This is a genomic window from Brevibacterium ammoniilyticum, from assembly GCF_038429965.1.
Classification (GTDB): Bacteria; Actinomycetota; Actinomycetes; order Actinomycetales; family Brevibacteriaceae; genus Brevibacterium; species Brevibacterium ammoniilyticum.
Genome location: NZ_BAABNP010000020.1, coordinates 21,857 through 43,383, shown reverse-complemented (window position 1 = coordinate 43,383; position 21,527 = coordinate 21,857). Strand labels below are relative to the sequence as shown.

Genomic DNA, 21,527 nt, shown 5'->3' with positions numbered 1-21,527 from the left:
ACCCCGGGCCAGCCACCACCTCGGCGAGGGTGCCGACAATCACTCCCCCGCGCGCTCCACATGTCCGCGTCGCTCGAGCGCCGGGCTGTCGGCGAGCTTGAGCCAGACGACTCCGCCGATGATCACGGCCAACCAGATTCCCTTCGTCACAGTCAGCGTCTCATCGAAGAAGACGGGTCCGAGCACCGCAGCGCCCACAGCCCCGATCCCCGCCCACACCGCATAGCCGATGCCGACGTCGATCCGCTTGAGTGCGACGCTGAGGAAGAAGAGCGTGAAGAGGAAGAAGACGATCGCCACCAGAGACCAGCCGAGGTCGGTGAATCCGGCACTTCCGTTGACGCTGAGGGCATAACCGACCTCGAAGCCGCCGGCCAGCAGCAGTGCCAACCATTGTCCGGTCCTGCTCGTCGAATGAGTACGGCGAGGAACCTCGCGCGCCCCGCTCATGCCGTTCCTGCCAGATTGAGGCCGACGACCCCCGCGATGACGATGGCGATGCCGACCGCCTTCCTCCACGTCAGACGTTGAGAGAGGAACAGCGCGCCGAGGATGACGATCCCCACTCCGGCCAGCGAGGTCCACAGTGCGTAGCCGACGCCGACGTCGAAGGTCAGCAGTGCCAGGCTGAGGAAGAACGTGGCGATCCCTCCCGCAGCCAGCGTCGCGATCGTCCACCACAGCCGGGTGAATCCTTCTGCCTTGCCCGCGGCGATGCCGACGGCGATCTCGAAGATCACCGCGATCGCCAGATAGAGCCAACTCATCGTATTCAGCCTTTCTATTTGTGTGTACATACAGTTATATGAGGATGAAGCAGCAAACATGTCGACCGATCTTCAGTTCACTGAACGCAGAGGGCCGGGCGATCGAGGTTCGAACGATGCCGAGTCGTCCGTGCGAGCGGTCCGAGCCATCCACCCGAGGCGCTCACCCAAGTCACTCGCCCAGCAGTCGTCGGACATCGGACATCGCCGAACCGACCACCTCGGCGTCGAACTCCGGAAAGTGCACATCCGGACTGGCCAGCACGTCGCGCAGTCGATCTGCGAACGGCTGTTCGATCTCTGCGGCGAGACTCTCCCCACGGTCGCTGAGCACCGCGAAGACGCCGCGCCCGTCATCCTCGCACACATCGCGCACCGCCAGCCCTTTCGCTTCGAGCCTGCTCACCAGCCGCGTCACCGAACTCGGATTGAGCCCGACCTTGCGCGCCAGCTCACTCACCCTCAGTTCGCGGTCGTCGGCGAAACGGAGGAAACCCAAGGCCCGGTACTCCGTCAGCCCCAGCCGATAGCTATCGGCCAGCCACTTGTCGAGATTGCCGTCGACCGCGGAGGCGAAGACCGCCACCCGCGACCACGACCCCCCGAGGTCAGCAGGCCCCTGTGAGCGATTTGTTTGCGTGTGCATGCATTTAGGCTAGCAGTGGTGTGAGCGAAGCACCACCTTCGGCCAGGACTTCTTCGGACGAATCCGGCCAGCCACCACCTCGGCGAGGGTGCCCGAGTCACGCGGACCGGCGCAGCTCCGCGCTGTGTCGCTTCTCCGTGACGTCGAAGCGCTCACGGTAGCGACCGGTGAGCAGGCACCACTGCGAATACAGCGCGGTCCCGGAGTTGAAGACGAGGAGGGTGAGCGGATAGAGCAGCCACTGCAGCCACATCGTCAGGCTGCGCACCGGAGCGACGTGAACCGGCCTCGGCGGCAGGAGCGCCCTGAACACGAGCACCGAGACGAGCAGTCCGATCATCCCCACCTGTTGGACGATGCCCACGGTCATGGGCATGACGTCGATGAAATCCGTCGACTGGCCGGTGTGCGTGGCGATGACGAACGGGATCCACCCGCCGACGGCGATGATCACCGACAGCGACGCCAGGCTGACGTGCCCTTCAAGGAGGGAGAGGAAGCGCAGGAACCCAGGCCAGAACGGCGAGCGCGCGTCTCCGGCGAACACCCGCACTCCGACGTAGGGGACGTCGCTGGCTCCGTACGACCACCGGCTGAGCTGCTTGAACTGGGCGACCATCGTCTGGGCGAAGCTGCCGGCGAGCACGGCATCCTGATAGATCGGCACGTGGACGGGCACCACCCGGTAGTCCCCGTCGAAGTGGAACCAGCTGCGCCAGTACTGGTGACCGTCCTCGACGATCGTCTTCGTCGACCAGAACCCCATCGCGATGAGCGCGGGCAGAGGCTGCGAATGCGAGGCGAAGTTCCGCAGCGCGAAGAGCCTCACCGTCGTCGTCAGGTTCCAGAAGCAGTTCGCACTCGCCACCACCCGCGAGGGAGCCGGGGCATCCCAGATGTTCGTGACATAGAGGCTGATCGGCTGGAACGAGACCCGTTGCCGATCGGGAGCGATCGCGTACTCGTAGGCGACGCAGTCGAAGTAGGACTCGTGCGGGATGTTGTCGCAGTCGAGGCTGGTGACGATGACCCGTTCGGGGTCGATCGCCTCCTCCCGCACCCAAGCGGCCAACCGCTTCCCTGCGTGGGTGATGTTCGCACCCTTGCCGGCGATCTCGCCCGACACACCTGCTGGATGCGCAACGAGCTCGAAGGCGCGGAACCGGTCACCGTACGCGGCGGCGAGGCGCCGCGCCGTGGCTGCCATCGCCGGTCCCCCGCGCTCCTCGTATGCGAAGAACACCGCGATCTGCCCGGGCGAGGTCGAGGTGTGCAACAGGGTGCGGATCGTCCCGGCGATGACTTCGAACGGCTCGTTGTAGGCTGCCACGACGACGGCGTGGATGAGCGCGGACGGGCGGACAGCCTCGGCGGGATGCTCACGCACCCGCTCCACGGTCGCCGCATGCTCAGCGGCACGGAACCCGCTCTGCGGGAACGGCAGCGCCGGCAGACCGTCCATCGCCCGCTCGAGGTCGACGAGCCGGGCACCCCAGTCGACGCGCGCCGCCCGCCGGTACCGCGCGAACCCGCGGGCGACGTCGACGGCCCCGCGCATCGCCCGGACGAACGTCAGACCGACGATGGCGAGGACATAGACCGCGCCGAGCATCGGGTCGATGAAGGGCAGGATGAAGACGAGGGCGATCGCGGTGTAGCTGACCACGGCCGGCAGCGCCTCGAAGACGCGGTAGGCACGGGTGCGTTCCCCGGTGGGCAGTTCGAGGTCGACGAATCGCTTGCGAGGGGTGTGACCGATGGGGCCGGGCGTGCGACCGAGCGAGCCGGGCGTGCGATCGCTCGCGGGGAGGATGACCGGAGACGAGTGGCTGCCTGAGCGGTGAAAGCGACCGGCGGCAGGCGACGGTTCAGGACTGATTCTCACAATCGTGATTGTGCGTGCGCCTCCTGGCCGCCGGTTGATCCGCGGGTGCAGATCAGGTGAACATTCGAGGACGGCGGTGACCGCGCGGTTCTGGTCCACAGGGCATGGATCTATCCATACCGTGTGGACGTCAACCGCACGGTCGGCCGATTGCGCGACTGAGCGCATCGGCGAAGAGCGTGCGACTGAGTGCGTCGGGGACACGGGCGCTTCCGCCGAGGTGATCGACCCGCCGAGCCCCGCACCGCACGCAGCGCACGTAGACGATCGTCCCCGTCGAGATTCGGTGGCGCGATTCCGTCAGCCACCCGTGCTCACATGCGCCGCCGCCCCCATCGGCGTCGCGGCAGCCGCCCGCGGCGTCGTGGCAGCCAGCCGGATGTCCGCCCGGCGTGGGCATGTCCTCTGCGCAGGGACTTCCGGTCCGCGGGAAGCGGAGGTCCGCCTCGGTCGACGAATGCCCACTCGGCTGCGGCTCACCGTGGATGTGTTCGCGTTCTGCTCTGGTGTCCATGACTCCACCCTGGTGTAATGGTCTTATGCAACTCAACCCTTACGGCGAATATGCGGTGCTGCTCGCCGCCTCGCTCGCAGACGACTGGCCTGAGGATCGCGACGGCATCGAAGCCCGGACCAGGGAGTTCGGGATGACGATGGGGTTCACCCGCACGCCGACCGACCTCGGCGACACCCGTGCCGTCATCGACGAATGGCTGAAGATCGTCGATGCCGACACCGCCGAGCACCGCGCCGAGATGCTCAATGCGGTCATGGCACACGCCGCGACCTTCCCACGGCTGGTCGACCACGACGGCGAAGGCTGGCACCTGCACTACCGCGATGCCGACCAGTCCCTGGCCCACGTGCTGCGCGCCGTCATCTCCGTGGGCACAGCTCTGCACCTGACGACACGCGGCATGCACCGCCTCGGCAGATGCGCGGCAGGCCTGGCACCCGGCGATGACTGCGAGCACGTCGTCGTCGATGTCACGCGCGGCGGACGTCAGCGCTACTGCTCGGTCCGATGCGCCAACCGCGACGCCGTGCGCCGGCACCGGGCCAGAACCGGGCCACGGACGCAGCCGATCGCGAACCGTCCGCACTGAGCGTCGACACAGTTCGGGAGCAATCGCGGCCGAGGGGTTCCCGCGACAGACCGCGGTTCCTAGCATGGAACCATGACTGAATACACGGGACACACACTCACCGATGCCCTCGAAGCAGCTGGGCTGACCGATTGGCGTGGCGAGGACGAGACCATCGTCGCCCGATACGCCACGGGAGACTTCGCGACCGGGCTCGAATTCGTCAACCGAATCGGCGCCGCAGCCGAGGCCGCCAACCATCATCCGGACATCACCCTCACCTACCCGAGCGTCGCCATCACCCTGACCAGCCACGACACCGGTGCGGTGACCGACCGCGACCTCAAACTCGCCGCCCGCATCAGCAACTTCGCCGCCGAGGCGGACATCGCAGCCGAACAGGCCCCGTGACCTAAGCTGAAGAGAGCCACTGTTCGCCTGCCCGGGGAGACATCTGTGTACACCGCCGCGAAGAACCGCTACGACTCGATGACCTACCGTCCCGTCGGGCGATCCGGCCTCGTCCTGCCCGCACTGTCGCTGGGCATGTGGCACAACTTCGGTGACGACGTCGCCTTCCAGACTCAGCGCGACATGGTTCACCGCGCCTTCGACCTCGGCATCACTCACTTCGACCTCGCGAACAACTACGGCCCACCCGCTGGATCCGCCGAGACCAACTTCGGGCGTCTGCTCCGCGAAGACCTCCACCCCTATCGGGACGAGCTCATCATCTCGACGAAGGCCGGTTGGGCCATGCACCCCGGGCCCTACGGCGGTCCCGGCGGCAGTCGGAAGTACCTGCTCTCGAGCCTCGACGCCTCCCTCGCCCGCCTCGGCCTCGACTACGTCGACATCTTCTACTCCCACCGACCCGACGCCTCGACCCCGCTCGAGGAGACCATCGGCGCGCTCGATACCGCAGTCCGCTCCGGTCGCGCCCTCTACGCCGGAATCTCCTCGTACTCCGCGGCCGACACCGCGCGGGCCGCGCGCATCGCCCGCGACCTCGGCACTCCCCTGCTCATCCACCAGCCCTCGTACTCGATGCTCAACCGATGGATCGAAGACGACGACCTCCTCGACACGACCGCCGAGGAGGGACTCGGGGTCATCGCCTTCTCCCCTCTCGCCCAGGGTCTGCTCACCGACAAGTACCTCGGCGGAGTGCCCGAGGACTCCCGAGCAGGCAAGGCCACACCCTCGTTCAAGGATGGGTTCCTCTCCGCCGACAACCTCGAACGGATCCGCGGTCTCGGCCGGATCGCCGAGGCGCGCGGTCAGTCGCTCGCGCAGATGGCACTCGCCTGGGCGCTGCGCGACCCGCGGGTCTCCTCCCTCGTCATCGGCGCCAGCCGCATCGACCAGCTGGAGAACAATGTCGCCGCGCTCGACGCCCCGCCGTTCACCGAGGATGAGCTCGCCTCGATCGATGCCTTCGCCGTCGACTCGGGCGTCGACATCTGGGGCGACGCCCGCCGGAGCACGCAGAGCTGAGACCGCTCAGCGCTCCTCACCGCGCCGCCCGGAGGAGCGCCCCGGTCCTGCCCGCCCACTGCGGGCGGAAGGCATAGACGCAGGCCAGGCGCAGCAGGGTCGCCCGCTCGTACAGTCTCACCCTGACCGGGTCGAAGCCGTTCGCCGAGGCGGTCGCCCGGATCGCCGTGAGAACGACGTCGGCGTGGGCCGGAGACCAGATCCCCTGCTCGCGCCGCCATACGGCGTGCGCACAGAGGTTGCCGAGGTCGAGCTCCCGTTCGCCCGCACATGCCGTGTCGACGTCGAGCAGACCCGGCCCCGCCGCGGCATCCCACATCAGCTGCTTGTCGTGGAGGTCCCGGTGCACCGGCCCCCAGCTGCCCCGAGCATCCGCCGCAGAGGCGGCGATCCCGGTCGTATCGGCCCCCACCGCAGCGCCCTCGCGCAGCTCTGCGGTGACCTCGGCCAGGAACGGGTCGAGTCCGGCCGTGAGAGCGCCGAGGGGGCCGGCGGCGCGGTCGCGCCAGTCCTCGAGCACGCGTGCTTCGTCTGCGGCCGAATGCGTGGTCGCCGACGTCGGACCGTGAGAGTCGCCGGACGCAGCCGGGCCCTGCTCCGGGAACGAGCCGGCCTGTGCCCAGGCTGCCAGGCAGTCCGTCCACGCACGCTCCCAGTGCTCACCGAGGCGACCGGGGTCGTGGAGTTCGACGCCCGGCACCCGGGACAGACGCACCGTCGAGGCGTCGGCATCGAGCACCGTCGGGAGGGTGAACCCTGCGGCGAAGGCGACAGAGCGTTCCTGACCGGCGAGGATCGTCCCCGTCCGGCCTTCGCGCACGCATTTGGCGAAGGTGCCGTCGGCAAGAGCGACCACGGCACGCCGACCGGGCCGATGCGAGATGAGCCGTCCGGGCTCCGTCCCGCTGAGCAGCGGCGCGAGTCCCGGCAGCTGCGGGTCGACGCCTTCACGTAGCACCGTCACTCGCGGCGCATTCCGGTCGGAGCCGAGTGCGAGGTATCCGGCGCGAAGCCTCCCGTCGGCGACCGCCTCGAAGGCGATCCGCCCGCTCTTCTCCGGCCACGCCCGTCGCACCTGCGCGTCGACGCCGTCGACGGCGACCGTCCGGGGGATCGGAACGGCGGCCTCGGGCTCGGGGACTGCCGACCGGAGGCCGCCGCGCCCCGGAACACCGCTCAGCGCCTCCTCGGCGAGGACGAGATGCCGGTCGGTCCGCTCCTGCCAATCGGGTCGGCACGTGCGCCACGGTTCGACCGCGGTGACCAGCAGCGCCCACGCCGCCCAGGCATCATGGACCGAGGCAGCAGGTCCGCCGGACACCGATGTGCCGCCGGCGCGCGCATACCCGCTCAGGAACCCCTCCTCGAGGTTCCGGCCGTTGCCGTCATCACGGAGACGGCAGGCCGCGAGCCACCGCCCGAGGTCCATCCCCGCCGACCCGACGCCCGCCCGGTCGAGGTCGATGATCCGGATCTCACCGTCTCCGATGAGCACCTGATCCGGGCTGAGATCCCCATGGACGGGGCGCGGGCCATCGAGCATGTCCGCCGCCTCGAGTCGCTGTCCGATCCGCCGGACGAGACCGGCGAGACGGTCGTCCTCGCCGAGGAGACGCGAGAGCAGGCGCTGCGCCCCGGCGAGCATCGCCAGAGGTGAGGGGTCATGCCCTGCCGCGGGCAGCCCGGTCGGACTGTGCGCGTGGAGTTCCGCGATCACCCCGCCGACCGCCTCGGCGAGCGATCGGTCCGGGAACCGGTCGAGGTCCCCCGACCCCCACCACGGGGTGCGCACCGCTGTTGCCTGCCCGCCGAGGCGGGTGACGGGCAGAGTCGGCAGCCCCCGAGTCCGCCACCACGCCGAGGCGGTGATCATATGGTCGAAGGAATCGGCGCCGATCCGCACGAGCTCGACACCACCGCCGCCGTCCGCCGTGTCTGCTCCCGCTGCCATGACCGTGCGGCCGGGATGGCGCAGCAGCACCCTGCGCCCGGGGTTGCAGCCGACGACGGCGCACGTGTCGATGTCGATGGCCCGAGCGGCCCGCCCGATGAGCCGCCCGAGCTTCGGATCCGCGCGCACTCCCCCGCTGAGCAGGACGAAACCGCCATCGCCGACCGCGTGACGGTGGAGAGCCTCCCCGCTGCGTGCGGCACGCCGATCGAGGTTGCCCAGCTTGTCGGGATCCCGCATCACCGCCGACCACCCCCACCCGGCCAGGCCCTCGCCCCCGAGCCGCTGCCACGCGACGATCGCACTGCGGCCGGGTTTGACGCGGATCCGCACGGGGCGGACAGGGAACCCGAGGCGAGCGCTGAGCGCGGAGTCCGAACGCAGCTCGTCGACGAAGGGCACGCCGAGGCCGCGGGCGTGGCCGGGCACCGGTGGTGTGGTCTCGAGCGTCGTCATCGGTGCGCCCCTGCTTCCACGGCCGTCGATCGCCGCGGTTGCCCGCCCCTGCGGGTGACCGCGGACCGGATCCGGGCCGGGGCAGCCTCGGCGAACCGGTCGCTGCCCTGACCATCGTCCTGGTCGCGCATCCACTGGGCGAGCCGGCTCGACGGGTCGGCGGCGAGAACCTGGGGCGAACCGTCCTCGACGATCCGGCCGCCTTCGAGCCACACGACTCGGTCGAGGCCTCTGACCATTGCGACGTCGTGGGTGATGACGATGCCGGTGCGTCCCTCCGTGAGCGCCCACAGCGATTCGGTGACCTGCGCTCGGGTGCGCGGGTCGAGTCCGGTGCTCGCCTCGTCGAAGACGACGACGGGAGCGGAGCGGACGAGGGCGCGGGCGATCGCCAGCCGCTGCCGCTGACCTCCGGAGAGCGTGTCCCCGCGGTTGCCCAGCACTGTGTCGTACCCGTCGGGAAGCTCCCGGATGAACTCATCGGCGCGGGCCGCGCGGGCGGCGGCCTCCACCTCGGCGTCGGTGGCGTCGAGGCGCCCGTAGCGGATGTTCTCCCGCACGCTGGCGGCGAAGAGCACCGACTCCTGGAGGAGGACCGAGACACTGCCGCGCAGGGAGGACCGGGTGACCTTGGCGGTGTCGTAGCCGTCGAGGTAGATGTGTCCCTCTTCGGGCTGGGCCAGGCGGAGCAGGTAGCTCGTCAGGGTCGATTTGCCCGCCCCGGAGGCGCCGAGGATCCCGACCCTCTGCCCGGCGGGGATGAGGAGGTCGAGTCCGTCGAAGAGCGGGCGGCCGTGCCCGTCCTGGGACCGGATGCCGTCGAAGACGACGTCCCCACTCACCGGGCCCATCGTCAGTGCATCCGGACGGTCGGCGATCTCGATCGGCTCGTCGAGGAGATCGGCGATCCGCTCTCCCGAGGCGGTGGCGCGGGCGATGCGTCCGGTGTACTTCGCCATATCGCGCAGCGGCTTCATCGCGATCTTGAGATAGAGGAGGAAGAGGACCAGATCTCCGGGCGTCATCGCACCTCGGAGCACCTGATAGCTGCCGAAGGCGAGGACGAGCGCCTGGGAGATGCCGACGAGGACATCCGTCGAACGTTCGAGACCGGCGGCGAGGCGACGGGCGCGGACCCCGGCCCGCAGCGCGCGTTCGTTGCCGTCGGCGAAGTCGGCAGCCACCGTACGTTCGAGCCCGTAGGCCTGGACGACGCGGATCGCCCCGAGGGCTTCGGCGGCGGATCCGACGAGGCGGCCCTCTCCCTTGCGCGTCGATCGTGAGGCGGTCGTGATCTTCGGTGTCGAGAACCGTGAGAGGAGACCGTAGACGACGGCGGTGGCGAGCACGATCGCTGAGAGCACCGGGTCGAGGACGACCATGACGACGAGCAGCAGGGCGAGGGTGATGATGTTGCCGAGCAGGGGCAGTCCCGCGGTGACGGCGACCTCTTGGAGACGGCCGATATCGCCGACGAGACGCTGCGAGGTGTCGCCGATCGAGGCGCGGGAGTGGTACTTCAGCGACAGCGCCTGGATGTGGTCGAAGACCCGGGAGCGCAGCTGGGTGGCCACCCTGGCGCCGACAAGGGCGAAGCAGATCGTCGACGTGTAGTTGGCCAGTGCGCGTCCGGCGACGATGACGGCCAGCCCGATCGCCGTTGCGGCCAGTGTCGTCGCCGGCCCCGAACCGAGGCCGAAGCTCGTGCCGATGTTCGCTCCGAGCGCTGCGGTGACCGCGTCGACGGCGATCTTGATCGGCCACGGCTCGAGGATGCGGAAGACGACATCGGCCAGCAGCGCGGCGAGGCCCGCGATGATCAGCCACGTGTGCCGGCTCAGATGCGGGGTGATGATGCGCAGGGTCCGGCGCAGAGCGGTGGCGGTCGGCGGGGCGGAGGATGTCCCCGCCGGCCGACCACCGTGCCGGTCGTCGGCGGCGCGCTGAGCGGCGGTGCGCTTCGGGCGGAGCTTCATGCGGTCTCCTGGAGGACGGGGTCGAGGATGTCGCGGACGCGACGGGCCCACGAATGGTTCGCCACCGCCTGGGCGCGGGCCGTGTCTCCCATGCGGGTGCGCAGCGCAGGGTCGTCCAGCAGCGTCTGGAGCGCGGCGGTGAGGGCGCCGGTGTCATCGGGCGGGACGAGCAGCCCGGTTCCGTCGATGAGGTCGGGGAGGGCTCCGACTGCCGAGGCGACCGTGGGCAGCCCTGCGGCCATGTACTCGTAGACCTTGAGCGGTGAGAAGTAGTTCGGCCCCGACGGGTAGGGGGCCGCAGCGATGTCGAAGGCGCGCAGCCGGGCGGGAACCTCAGCGGGGGCGAGCGCACCGTGGAAGGTGACTCGGTCGCCCAGCCCGAGGTCGGCGGCGAGCTCGGCGAGGGTCTCGGCTTCGGGCCCGTGTCCGACGATGTCGAGTGCGAACGGTCCTCGCAGTCCTGCGCAGGCGCTCAGCAGTCGGTCGGTGCCGTGCCACGGTTTGAGGGTGCCGACGAAGCCGATGCGCACCGGACCGTCTCCCCCCTGTCCGGGGACGATCCGGTCGGTGTCGACGCCGTTGGGCACGACGGTCACATCGGGCAGCCCCGGGTGCTCTCTGTGCACCCAGTCCGCGACGGCGTCGCTGACGCAGACGAGGCGCCGTGCCCGACCGAAGCTGACCGCGGTGGCCGCAGCGGCATGGTCGTCGTGGACCAGACCACGGTGAGTGCGCTGTTCGTCGATGAGCGGTGCGTTGACCTCGAGGAGCAGGGGAACATCGAGACGGTCACTGATCCGCGCACCGGCCGTCGAGAACAGGGAGTATCTCTCGTAGACGAGTTCCGTCTCCGGGTGCTGCGTGGCCACCAGATCGGCGAGCGCGTCGGAGACCCGCAGCAGTTCGACCTCCCGACTGCCCCGATCGAGCCCCGCGGGAAGGTCGAGGCGCACGACGTCGAGATCGGCCAGATCGGCGGGCACCTCGGTGTCTGTGCGTGTGCAGAACACGGTGACCTCATGACCGAGGGACCGGAACGTGCGGATGACCTCCTGCACGTGGACGCTCGCGCCCTTCGTGCCGAACACCCCGATGCCGGGGTCGAGGAGGAGGTAGGCGATTCTCATGAGGCGACCTCGAGTTCTTCTGCGGGAGCGGCGATGAGTGCTGCGAGCTCCTCGGCCTGCACGCGGGAGTCGTGGAGGGCGCAGACGCGGTCACGGGCTGTGTCGGTGATCCGTCGCAGCGACTCCGGGTCGTCTGCTCGTCGGTCGACCACCTCGGCGACGGCGGCTGCGATCGCCCCCGGGTCGGTGCCGTCGACGAGCCACCCGGTCACTCCGTCGACGACGATCTCCGGCACGGCGGTCACACTTCCTGCGATGCAGGGGATGCCCGCGGCCATGCCTTCGAGGAGGACGGTGGGCAGACCGTCGACATTGCCGTCGGAGGCGGGGACGAACGGGGCGACGAGGATGTCGTGCCCGTCGACCATCGCCTGGACCTCCCGTTGGGTCAGTGCCCCGTGCATCGTCACGGCGTCGTCGAGGCCGAGTGCGGTGCTCTGCGCTCGCAGGTCCGCCTCGAGCGGGCCAGTGCCGACGAGGTCGAGGCGACAGCGCCGTCCCTGTCGAGCGAGCAGGGCGAGCGCGTCGAGCAGATGGGCGAAGCCCTTCTTCTCGACGAGTCGGCCCACGGCCAGCAGCGCCGGTGTCGTCGTCGCGGGGCGTGCGGGACGGTAGGGGAAGCGGTCGATCTCGAGGCCGTTGCGGACGACATGGATCTTCTTCGCCAGGGCCGGGCCGAGCCGAGCGGCCAGGAATGCCCTGTTGAAATCGCTGATCGCGACGATGTGGTGGGCGTCGGCGGCCTTGCGGGCGAGATCGGCGGTGACGACGCTGTCGTGGAAGATGTCCTTCGCATGCGTGGTGAACGAGTAGGGGATGCCGGTGAGCAGCGAGGCCGCTCGGGCGATCGTCGTCGACACCGACGCGAAGTGCGCATGGAGATGGGTCACGCCGTGGTCCCGGGCCAGCCGGGCGACCGCGAGGCCCTGGGCGACGTCGTCGTGGTCGAGGTCGAGCAGCTCGCCGAGGTGCTCGGCTGCCGCCTGCGCGACGACCGGGTCCGCGTTCGCCTCCTGCCACAGCTCCCAGAAGCCACGAGCGCTCGAGGGCCGCGGAACGTGGATGACCGGGGCTCTGACCCTGGCGAGCTCGGGATGGAACCGCGCGTCGGTGCAGGGACGCAGGGAGAAGATGACGATGTCCTCACCCGCCGCTTCGCGGGCGAGGATCTCGGAGACGATGAAGGTCTCGGAGAAGCGGGGATACATCTTGAGGACGTAGCCCCGCCGAGGCGGGATCGGCGTCACGGCGGTCTCAGACGGCACAGCGGGCCTCCTCGGTGAGAGTGGGATGGGGGCGGGCGGTCGTGGTCGCCAGCGGCACTGCGCTGACCTGGCCGAGCAGCTCAGCGGCGAGGCGGGGGACGGTGTGCAGGCCGCTGCGGTCGATGTGCCCTCTCGACATCGTCGACCCGACCCACCGGGCGAACCAGTCGCCGAGGGATTCGGGAGTCGCCTCGGCGAAAAGGCAGGATTCGAGGGCTCCGGCGGCGGAGAGCGCTCGGGCTCGACGAGGCTGCTCCTCCCGGTGACCGACCCGGGGAACGACGAGGGCCGGGGTCGCGGTGGCCATGACCTCGGCCATCGTGTTGTACCCGCCCATGCAGACGACGGCAGCGGCGCGGGCGATGAGTCCGGGCATGTCCGGGCAGTGCCGGACGATGTGCGCCCGTTCGGGGGCTGACCGGGTGAGGCGGTCGACCTCGGCGAACTGCATCTGCGGGCCGACGACGACGATGTGCCGGTGGCCGTCGGGCGGCGCGGCGAGGATGGCGCGTTCGGCCAGGGCCGCTCCGTCCGATCCGCCGCCGAGGCAGGTCAGGACGAACGGTTCTGCCGCGCTGAGGACCGGATCGGCGAAGGATGCGACCTTCTCCCGCTGGGTGAGGCTGAGGTAGCCGGTGGTTCTGGCCAGGCGGGCGAGTTCGGTGGGCACTTCGCCGGTGGTGCGCGGGTCGTAGACCTCCGGATCGCCGTAGATCCACACTTCGTCGAACGCCGAGGCGACCGCGCCGGGACCGCCGACACGTGCCCATTCCGAGGCGATGACAGCGGGGTCGTCGAGCACTTCCCTGAGGCCGAGCACCGTGCGGGTCCCGTGGGTGCGGGCCCGGCCGAGCGCCTCGGTCAGCTCGCCGTCGATGCCGAAAGGATGCCGGTCGACGATGAAGAGGTCGGGCTGCTGCTGTTCGAGGACCGCTGTGATGGCCGCCGATCGCAGGCTCTTGAGTCCCTCCATCGTCGAGGCGAGCGCGCGCGGGGCGTAGCCGCCGGCCGATGGTGTCACGCCCGGGAGGATCACCCAGTCCCAGCCGCCGGGCAGGTCGAAGCGGGCGGCCTCGGGGCTGCCGGCGATGAGGAGTCCGCTCACCGAGCGTCCCGTGAGTTCCGGCAGCTGAGCGGCCAGCGCGAAGGCGAGCGCACGGTTCCGGCGGATATGGCCCAGGCCCAGGGAGTCATGGGAGAAGAGCGCGATTCTCAGGTTCTCTGTCATACCCTTCAGCGTGGTCGCGAAGACTAAGGTCGCGATGAGACGAGGATGAGAGACCTCTCATCAGGTCAGTCGACGCGATAGCCGAACCCTCGGACCGTGGTGACGAAGTCGCTTCCGAGCTTGCGCCGCAGGTAGCCGACGTAGACGTCGACGACGTTGGAGCCCGGGTCGAAGTCGAATCCCCACACGTGGGAGAGCAGCTGTTCTCTCGAGAGGACGTTGCCGCGGTTCTTCAGCAGGATCTCGGCCAACGAGAGCTCCCTGGCCGAGAGGTCCACGGCACGGTCCCTGACCCAGACCTGGCGACCGAGGAGGTCGATGCGCACATCACCGCGCGTCAGTTCGGTCGTGGGGACCTCCTGCACGGTCTCCTTGAGCCGCAGCCGGATGCGGGCGAGCAGTTCACCGAAGCGGAACGGCTTGATCATGTAGTCCACGGCCCCGGATTCGAGGGCGTAGATCGTGTCCTCGGCGTTGTCCCGCGCGGTGAGGACGAGGACGGGAAGCGTCGGGCGCTGTTCGCGCAGCTGTGCGAGGACGCGAAAGCCGTCGAGGCCGGGCAGTCCGATGTCGAGGACGAGGAGGTCGAACTCGCCTGTCACCGCCAGGTCACGGCCGGTGATGCCGTCCGCGGCGATCTCTGCTGCGAATCCGGCGGCACCGAGGCCCTTGGCGATGAACGAGGAGATCCGGTCTTCGTCCTCGACGACGAGAATTCTCTTCACGGGTGTCCTTTCGGCAGGATCAGACGGAACCGGGCACCCTCCTCGGTGGGGTCGAGGACGATGGTGCCGCCGTGGGCGTGGGCGATGGCGCCGACGATGGACAGACCGAGCCCGAAGCCATCGCCCTCCGAGGTTCCGCGGGTGAAGCGGTCGAAGATGTCCGCGGCGATCTCCGGGGGCACCCCTTCACCGTCGTCGCGCACCCAGAGGTGAACGTGCGTCGCGTCCTCCTCGGCGCCGAAGGTGATCGTGCCGGCGTCGTCGGTGTGGTCGACGGCGTTCGCCGCCAGCTGGAGGAGCGCCTGGGTGAGTCGCTGACGGTCGGCGCGCAGCTCGAGGTGGGCGGGAACCTCGATCTGCCACTGCCGGTCTGCCAGTCCTGTCGCCTTGGCGAGGACATCGTCGAGAAGGCTCGGAACATCGACCGTCTCCGGGCGGACGAAATCGGGCCGGCGGGACCGGGCGAGCACGAGGAGCTCTTCGACGAGTCGGGCCATCCTGTCGGTCTCGTCGAGGAGGAGCGCCCGAGTCTCGTCGACATCGTCGACATCGGCGGCGTTCATGGTCTCGAGGTGACCGCTGAGGATCGTCAGGGGCGTCCGCAGTTCGTGACCCACATCGTCGAGGAACTGCCGTTGGGCCGCGAACGAGGATTCGAGGCGGTCGAGCATCGCGTTGAAGGTGCGACCGAGTTCGGCGATGTCGTCGTTGCCGCGGGTTTCGAGCCGATTGCTCAGATCGCCGCCGGAGATCGACTGTGCGGTCTGCCTGAGCTCTGTCACCGGGGAGAGCAGACGTCGGGCGAGGACGGAGGAGATGCCGGAGATGATCAGCGTCGCCAAGAGGGCGACGACGACGTAGAGCTGCATGACCTGTGTGAGGTCGGCCCGACTGGCGGTGGCGTTGGTGACGATGACGAACGACCCGCGTGCGCTCTCCGGGTCGACACCGCCGCTTCCGGCCGAGCCGCCTGCAGGCGCTCCCGCTGACGTGGGCGCGGCCGATGGGGCAGGGGGCGAAGCGGATGAGGTGCTGGTCGCCTCGCTGCTCGAGGTGACGCTTGCGACGGGGAGGACAAAGCCCACGTACTCGCTGCCGTCGACGCGCAGCGAGAATTCCCCTCCTTGGTCCGATTCCGCAGCGACCGCCCGTTCGAGGGGCTGCGAGCCGCGCACGAGTGCGCTCGGTTCGCCCTGGTAGAGGACCCGTCCGTCGCTGAGGAACGCGAAGAGGGCTTCGTGGGCATCCGGCTGGTTCTGGGCGAGGAACTGACCGAGGATGTGGTCGATGGAGACGAAGGGTCGACCGGTCTCGGGGTCGACGCCGGTCTGGGCGAATGCCCGCATCTCCCCGATCTCCTGTGACATCGAGGACGAGATGCGATTGGACACGTTGTTCGACTCCACCGAGTAGAGGACCAGTCCGACGATCGTGAGAGTGAGGACCGAGAGCACGGAGACCGCGATGGTCAGACGGTTCTCGACGGTGAGCCTGATGCGACGATCAGTCGTCGTCATCGACATCTCCGTCATCGTCGTCGTCATCGTCGTCGCCTGAGTCGTCTGCGTCATCGTCGTCGGGCACTTCTCGCGGCGGGTTCGGGGCCGGTTCGTAGCTGTGCTGGAGTTCGCCCTGTCCCTGCGATGACGCATCGCCGGAGGCCGACGCGCCTCCTCCAGGTGAGCGTCCGTCACCTGAGCCGCCGGCGTCGGCATCGGCGGGGTCTTCTTCTGCGCTTCCGCCCGGATCAGTCGGGGTGGGAGAAACGTGGACCGGGGTGAGGTCGGGTGTCTGCGATTGGGCGGTGCCGCGGACGATGACGAAGGCCAATCCGGCGAGAACAACGACCAGCCCGGTCACCGCCGCGCTGAGAAACTTCGAGTGTCGCCCCACACTGTCCACCCTGCCCAAGGGGGGTCGGCTTTGTCGAGTCGTCGGCGATGAGAGTCTTCTTAAGCAGACTCCGGGCTGTCGTGCGATACTGTGAACGCCCACCGTCGACGCAGTCGCAGGAGATGCCATCAGCGAGGAACGCCGCCACGACGAGTCCATCCGCCGCGACGAGTCCTCCGCTGAGACCGGCGGCTCTTCCGTCGAGGACCGCGACGCTCAGGCGGCCACCCCCGACGCCTCTTCCGAATCAGCCGGGACCACCGCCTCGGCGGGCGAGGAGCCGGACGGCACCGGTGAGGAGTCCGGAGAGAAGCCGGCCGCCGAGGAGAACCCCTGGGCAGCGATCAAACCGTGGCAGGGCAAGGCCGCTCCGCTCGACAAACTCCTCCTCTTCATCATCATCGGCGTCCCGGTCATCTATCTCGCGCTGCTGCCGGTGCGACCGTGGATGCTCGTCAACGCGCCGGTGCTCCAGGAATTCATCAACGGCGCGAAGACGGCGATCGTTGCGGCCGGTGCCTATGCCCGCGTCGGCGAGATTCCGCTGTGGCTGGTCATCCTCGCCGGGTTCATCGGCATGGTGAAACTCGATTGGGCGTTCTGGCTCGCGGGACGACGCTGGGCCGACGGGGTGCTGCGCCTCTTCGCCCAGGATGAGCGTCAGCTTCGCCGCATCGATCGGCTCAAGCGCATCCCCAAGTGGGCACTCTTCCTCATGACGCTCATCGCCCCGTGCCCCGGTGTGCCCCAGCCGCTCGTCTACATCGTCGCCGGGTGGACGGGTATGCGTCTGAGGCTCTTCCTTGCCGCGAACTTCCTCGGCAGCATGCTCTTCACCCTGCTCTGGGCGCTGCTGGGCTATCAGCTCGGCAGGGCCGCCGTCGACGTCCTCAAGGTCATCGACAAATACTCGCTGTGGGTGACGATCGCCCTCATCGTCGGAGTCTTCGTCTTCGCCTTCGTCAAGGAGAACCGGAAGGCGAAGCAGAAGGGCTGAGATCAGGCGATCGTCCCTCACTGTTGACGGCTCACCCCGCGCTGAAGGCGAGGCCACTCCACGCTTCGGTCTCCTGCCTGGGACGTGGCGGCCGGATGCGACCGTGAGCCAGCTGCCAGACGAGTCGCCCGAGCTCATCGACGCGCATTCCGAGGATATCGGCGGTCTCGCTGATGAGGCGCCGGGCATCGTCAGCCTCCATCGGACGATCGCCGAATCCCGGGCCACTGAAGTCCCAACGACCGTTTCCCGGCGACCAGTCACCACCTGGACCGGCCCACTCATCTCCGAGACCCGCCCCCTCCTCGACGACCGCCTCGCCGGACGGTGCTGCTTCGACCGCCTCGGCGAAACGGCTCTCATACTCAGCGGTACCTGGGTAGTCGTCGTCACCGGGACCCACCTCGGTGAAAGGTGGGAGGAACTCGCAGGCGATGTCCGTGAGGAACCGTCGGACCCGAAGATCCGGTTCGAAATGAGCGGATCCGGCAAGGGCGAGAAGGTGGAAGAACGTCACCTTCGAACTCTGGCTCGGCAGGGTCGTCCACCCGCTGAGCACCTCGTTCTCCTCGGGGTTCGCCTCGACTGCCGAGAGCAGGTCGGGAACCGTTTCGATGTCGAGATCGGCCATGAGCCTCGTCGCCTGATCGATGACTGCGGCCTTGAGCGGCGCGCCCGCCTGCGTGCTGGCCGGTTTGAGATTGTGGGCCACTGTCTCCGCCCATGCCCTCTCCCCTCCGACCGAGGCGATCGAATACCGCAGGGACTTCGCGCCGTCGGCATTCCCATGTCTGGCGATGTAGCGGTCGACGATGTTCGCGACCGCGGTCGGATGCGATCCCGTGGAGTAGATCGCGTCGATGATGCACAGCGCAAGACTCAGCGGGTAGCCGATCGGGCCGCGGGGGCCCGCCTCGGTGTCGGTGACGTCTCGGCAGCGGTTCGCCAGACGTCGAATGCTCTCTGTCGTGATCTCCATTGATCTGACCTTCCATCGGGCACCGTTGGTGCGGTGCGGCTGCCCGGGCCCCAGCGGCCGCGAGATTGACGAACAGCGTAACCATCGGCACTGACACGACATCATCGGCACAGAATAGAACAGGAAATTCGTCTGGCAGCGCCAGCAACGGAAGACTGCCACCCCAGATCTGCCGTTACCCCGCCTTGGCAGGCACGATGACCATCTGGCAGGGTTAGGACATGAGCAGCGAAGAGATCATCATCGACGGCCCCTTGGCCCGTGCCGCCCGCATCCTCACCCAGGTGTCCCTCAAGGACGTCGCCGTGCAGGCCGAGATCGACAAGGCGGGCCTCAAGGACTACGAGAAGTGCCGCGACGACCTCACCGCGGAGCAGGAACGGCGCCTCGTCCTCGCCCTCGAACACTACGGCGCCCGGTTCGTCCCCGACGACAGCGACGGCGGCTACGGAGTCCGCCTGAAGTTCAACCGCCTGAAGGTCCGCGCCGTCGAGCGCTGGGAGAACGAAGGCGGCACCACCGGAGCCGACGACGTGTGACCTTCCGGCACCAGGCCGAACAGGCCGCTGCCCCGAGGCTGCAAGCGCCCGTCTGAGCCTATGGGCCCGACACGCCGCGCATGCGGGCCGCCGCACCGAGGCCGGCATGCGCACGATGACAGCAGTGTGGGGCGCCCCTCGATTCGAGGAGCGCCCCACACGGCATTCAGTGCGCGGTCAGCGGCTGAGACGTCGCGATTTCCCGCGCAGCCGGTCCGCGCAGGCACTCCACACGGAAACCGGCGGGCGTCTCAGCTGCGGCCGATGAGCTCGAGGTTGTCGACGACGCGGTTTGAGAAGCCCCACTCGTTGTCGTACCAGGCGACGACTTTGATGTTGCGGCCGTCGACGCGGGTGAGCTCGGCGTCGAAGATCGACGAGGCAGGCTGACCGACGATGTCGGAGGAGACCACCGGCTCCTCCTCGTAGTCGAGGACGCCCTTGAGCGGACCGTCGGCGGCCGCACGGTAGGCGGCGAGCACCTCGTCGCGGGTGACGTCCTTCGACACCGTCGTGTTGAGTTCGACGATCGAACCGACCGGCACCGGCACGCGCATCGCGTCGCCGCTGAGCTTGCCGTCGAGGCCCGGCAGCACGAGGCCGATGGCCTTCGCCGCACCGGTCGAGGTCGGGATGATGTTCGCGGCGGCGGCACGGGCACGGCGGGGATCCTTGTGCGGTCCGTCGACGATGTTCTGGTCGCCGGTGTAGGCGTGGACGGTCGTCATGAACCCGTGTTCGATGCCGGCGAGGTCGTCGAGGACCTTCGCGAGCGGCGCGAGCGCATTCGTCGTGCACGAGGCATTGGAGATGATCGTCGCATCGGGGGTGTACGCCTCGGTGTTGACACCGTAGGCCAGGGTGACGTCGGCACCCTTCGAGGGGGCACTGACGAGGACCTTCTTGGCGCCGGCCTCGATGTGCGCGCGGGCCTTGTCGGCCTTGGTGAAACGGCCGGTGGCTTCGAGGACGACGTCGATGTCGAGGTCGCCCCACGGCAGCTGCGTCGGGTCCTTCTCAGCGAAGACGCGGATCGAATGACCGTTGACGACGAGGCTGTCGCCGGAGGCCTCGACAGTCCCCGGGAATCGTCCCAGCGTGGTGTCGAACTTGAGCAGACGGGCAAGCTCCTCGAGGTCACCGAGGTCGTTGATCGCGACGACGTCGATCTCGCTGTTGCGCTCACTCAGCGCGCGCAGGGTGGCGCGACCGATGCGACCGAATCCGTTGATGGCGATGCGGGTCAATGTCTCTCCTTGGGAGGTCTGATAACCGGTACACCACCATGATCTCGAGTTCGGAGCGCCGGCAACAGTGGCCAGCACGACAGTCTGCGAAAGATTCTCGCCAGTCTTATTGCCAGAGAGCGCAAGTTTTCGGCCATGTGGCCGAATGCGGGGAGACCTCACACCGGGTGTCGCGCCCAGAACTCTAGAGAACCGACTCGCGCCGGCCCTCGGCTCACCCGGAGAACGAGTGACGATACTCGTTCGGGGAGATCGAGAGGATGCGCTGGAAGTGCATCCGCAGATTCGCCCCCGTGCCGAGTCCCACCTGGTCAGCGATCTGCTCGATCCCCAGATCGGTGTTCTCCAGGAGCTCCCGGGCGAGGTCGACGCGGGCGCGGAGCACCCACTGCATCGGCGTGTACCCGGTGTCCTCGACGAACCGCCGTGAGAACGTCCGCACCGACACCCCCGCGTTGGCCGCGAGCTGCGCGAGCGTGAGCTCCTCCCCGATGTGCTGCAGCGCCCACTGCCGGGTGTCGGCGAAGACATCGCCCAAGGGCTCGGGCACGCTGCGCGGCACGTACTGCGCCTGACCGGCGCTGCGGTAGGCGGCGGCGACGAGCCGCCGGGCCACCTGATTGGACAGCCCGACCCCGTGATCGCTGCGGATGAGATGGAGACAGAGGTCGATCGCCGAGGCGGCGCCCGCCGAGGTGAGCAGCTGCCCTTCGTCGATGAACAGGACGTTCTCGTCGACGTCGATCGTCGGATACCGCCGGGCCAGCGCCTGCGCCGTCGACCAGTGCGTCGTCGCCCGCCGACCCGACAGCAGCCCCGTGCGGGCAAGGACGAAGGTGCCGGTCGACAGAGCTGCGATCCGCGCTCCCCGCTCGAAGGCTGTGAGGAGGGCACCGATGACGGCTGCCTGAGGTTCCCCGTCGACCGCCGAGGCGGCACCGGGGATGAGGATCGTATCGGCCTCGGCCAGGGCGTCGAGGCCCCGGTCGAGTGCGTATGCCAGACCATCGGAGCCGGTGACCGTTCCGGCCTCGACGCCGCAGACGACGACCGAGTACGGCCAGGCGGTCGCGGTCGTCGCCGACCCGCTCACCTGCCCGGTGACGCTGTTCGACTCGGCCCCGAAGACCTGGACCGGGACGCCGAGGTCCATCGCTGAGACCCCGTCGAGCGCGAGCACGGCGATGCGGTGCGGTTCGCGGCGTGCACTGCGCCGAGGCTGGGGCAGGAGATCGTCGGCTGTCATCGTGCCTCAAGTCTAGGC

At 68.8% G+C, this 21,527-nt stretch carries 21 protein-coding genes; 5 read left to right on the top strand and 16 right to left on the bottom strand.

Annotated elements, in window-relative coordinates; all coding sequences use genetic code 11:
- Positions 1-39: 39 nt before the first annotated feature.
- The 5 genes from AAHA49_RS16530 to AAHA49_RS16510 form a co-directional block, all read right to left on the bottom strand.
- Positions 40-390, bottom strand: coding sequence for a DMT family transporter (locus tag AAHA49_RS16530; protein WP_339392377.1), 351 nt, complete (start codon positions 388-390; stop codon positions 40-42).
- A 56-nt stretch (positions 391-446) separates the two neighbouring features.
- Positions 447-767, bottom strand: a complete 321-nt coding sequence (locus AAHA49_RS16525) for a DMT family transporter (protein ID WP_339392378.1) — start codon at positions 765-767, stop codon at positions 447-449.
- Positions 768-939: 172 nt separating this feature from the next.
- Positions 940-1,353: a MarR family winged helix-turn-helix transcriptional regulator gene (locus tag AAHA49_RS16520; RefSeq protein ID WP_339392379.1), complete on the bottom strand. Its 414-nt coding sequence runs from the start codon at positions 1,351-1,353 to the stop codon at positions 940-942.
- A gap of 157 nt (positions 1,354-1,510) precedes the next feature.
- Positions 1,511-3,298, bottom strand: a complete 1,788-nt coding sequence (locus AAHA49_RS16515) for a hypothetical protein (RefSeq protein ID WP_339392380.1) — start codon at positions 3,296-3,298, stop codon at positions 1,511-1,513.
- A gap of 130 nt (positions 3,299-3,428) precedes the next feature.
- The gene (locus AAHA49_RS16510) at positions 3,429-3,812 is read right to left on the bottom strand and encodes a hypothetical protein (RefSeq protein WP_339392381.1); all 384 of its coding nucleotides are present in this window, start codon (positions 3,810-3,812) and stop codon (positions 3,429-3,431) included.
- A gap of 25 nt (positions 3,813-3,837) precedes the next feature.
- On the opposite strand from AAHA49_RS16510, the gene AAHA49_RS16505 reads away from it, so the two are divergent.
- The 3 genes from AAHA49_RS16505 (at position 3,838) to mgrA (ending at position 5,880) form a co-directional block, all read left to right on the top strand.
- Complete coding sequence (locus tag AAHA49_RS16505; RefSeq protein WP_339392382.1) at positions 3,838-4,404, top strand: CGNR zinc finger domain-containing protein; 567 nt, start codon at positions 3,838-3,840, stop codon at positions 4,402-4,404.
- A 72-nt stretch (positions 4,405-4,476) separates the two neighbouring features.
- Positions 4,477-4,794: a 4a-hydroxytetrahydrobiopterin dehydratase gene (locus AAHA49_RS16500; protein ID WP_339392383.1), complete on the top strand. Its 318-nt coding sequence runs from the start codon at positions 4,477-4,479 to the stop codon at positions 4,792-4,794.
- Between the two features lie 45 nt (positions 4,795-4,839).
- Positions 4,840-5,880 carry an L-glyceraldehyde 3-phosphate reductase gene (mgrA, locus tag AAHA49_RS16495; RefSeq protein ID WP_339392384.1) on the top strand — a complete coding sequence of 347 codons (1,041 nt, stop codon included), beginning with the start codon at positions 4,840-4,842 and terminating at the stop codon, positions 5,878-5,880.
- A gap of 16 nt (positions 5,881-5,896) precedes the next feature.
- Here the strand turns inward: mgrA and AAHA49_RS16490 are convergent, their stop codons facing one another.
- The 8 genes from AAHA49_RS16490 to AAHA49_RS16455 all read right to left on the bottom strand — a co-directional run bounded on the left by AAHA49_RS16490 (position 5,897) and on the right by AAHA49_RS16455 (position 16,501).
- Complete coding sequence (locus AAHA49_RS16490; protein ID WP_339392385.1) at positions 5,897-8,287, bottom strand: hypothetical protein; 2,391 nt, start codon at positions 8,285-8,287, stop codon at positions 5,897-5,899.
- Positions 8,284-10,263 carry an ABC transporter ATP-binding protein gene (locus AAHA49_RS16485; protein WP_339392386.1) on the bottom strand — a complete coding sequence of 660 codons (1,980 nt, stop codon included), beginning with the start codon at positions 10,261-10,263 and terminating at the stop codon, positions 8,284-8,286. Before AAHA49_RS16485 ends, AAHA49_RS16490 begins: the two co-directional genes overlap by 4 nt.
- Positions 10,260-11,390, bottom strand: coding sequence for a glycosyltransferase family 4 protein (locus tag AAHA49_RS16480; protein ID WP_339392387.1), 1,131 nt, complete (start codon positions 11,388-11,390; stop codon positions 10,260-10,262). The genes AAHA49_RS16485 and AAHA49_RS16480 overlap by 4 nt, the downstream gene beginning before the upstream one ends.
- Positions 11,387-12,598, bottom strand: a complete 1,212-nt coding sequence (locus tag AAHA49_RS16475; RefSeq protein WP_422614419.1) for a glycosyltransferase — start codon at positions 12,596-12,598, stop codon at positions 11,387-11,389. Before AAHA49_RS16475 ends, AAHA49_RS16480 begins: the two co-directional genes overlap by 4 nt.
- 46 nt (positions 12,599-12,644) lie before the next feature.
- Positions 12,645-13,883, bottom strand: a complete 1,239-nt coding sequence (locus tag AAHA49_RS16470) for a glycosyltransferase family protein (protein WP_342039023.1) — start codon at positions 13,881-13,883, stop codon at positions 12,645-12,647.
- Between the two features lie 65 nt (positions 13,884-13,948).
- A complete protein-coding gene (locus tag AAHA49_RS16465) occupies positions 13,949-14,608 on the bottom strand; it encodes a response regulator transcription factor (protein WP_339392390.1) in 660 nt (219 codons plus the stop codon).
- Positions 14,605-16,179 carry a sensor histidine kinase gene (locus AAHA49_RS16460; protein ID WP_339392391.1) on the bottom strand — a complete coding sequence of 525 codons (1,575 nt, stop codon included), beginning with the start codon at positions 16,177-16,179 and terminating at the stop codon, positions 14,605-14,607. Before AAHA49_RS16460 ends, AAHA49_RS16465 begins: the two co-directional genes overlap by 4 nt.
- A complete protein-coding gene (locus AAHA49_RS16455) occupies positions 16,112-16,501 on the bottom strand; it encodes a hypothetical protein (RefSeq protein WP_342039022.1) in 390 nt (129 codons plus the stop codon). Before AAHA49_RS16455 ends, AAHA49_RS16460 begins: the two co-directional genes overlap by 68 nt.
- A gap of 448 nt (positions 16,502-16,949) precedes the next feature.
- On the opposite strand from AAHA49_RS16455, the gene AAHA49_RS16450 reads away from it, so the two are divergent.
- Positions 16,950-17,498: a DedA family protein gene (locus AAHA49_RS16450; protein WP_339392393.1), complete on the top strand. Its 549-nt coding sequence runs from the start codon at positions 16,950-16,952 to the stop codon at positions 17,496-17,498.
- 31 nt (positions 17,499-17,529) lie between these two features.
- Here the strand turns inward: AAHA49_RS16450 and AAHA49_RS16445 are convergent, their stop codons facing one another.
- A complete protein-coding gene (locus AAHA49_RS16445; protein ID WP_342039021.1) occupies positions 17,530-18,477 on the bottom strand; it encodes a hypothetical protein in 948 nt (315 codons plus the stop codon).
- Positions 18,478-18,698: 221 nt separating this feature from the next.
- Here AAHA49_RS16445 and AAHA49_RS16440 point away from each other — a divergent pair, with 221 nt between their 5' ends.
- Positions 18,699-19,016, top strand: coding sequence for an XRE family transcriptional regulator (locus tag AAHA49_RS16440; protein ID WP_342039020.1), 318 nt, complete (start codon positions 18,699-18,701; stop codon positions 19,014-19,016).
- Positions 19,017-19,267: 251 nt separating this feature from the next.
- Here the strand turns inward: AAHA49_RS16440 and gap are convergent, their stop codons facing one another.
- Together gap and AAHA49_RS16430 are read right to left on the bottom strand one after the other, a co-directional pair.
- Positions 19,268-20,263, bottom strand: coding sequence for a type I glyceraldehyde-3-phosphate dehydrogenase (gene gap, locus AAHA49_RS16435; RefSeq protein ID WP_342039019.1), 996 nt, complete (start codon positions 20,261-20,263; stop codon positions 19,268-19,270).
- A 214-nt stretch (positions 20,264-20,477) separates the two neighbouring features.
- A complete protein-coding gene (locus AAHA49_RS16430) occupies positions 20,478-21,509 on the bottom strand; it encodes a GlxA family transcriptional regulator (RefSeq protein ID WP_342039018.1) in 1,032 nt (343 codons plus the stop codon).
- Positions 21,510-21,527: the final 18 nt, after the last annotated feature.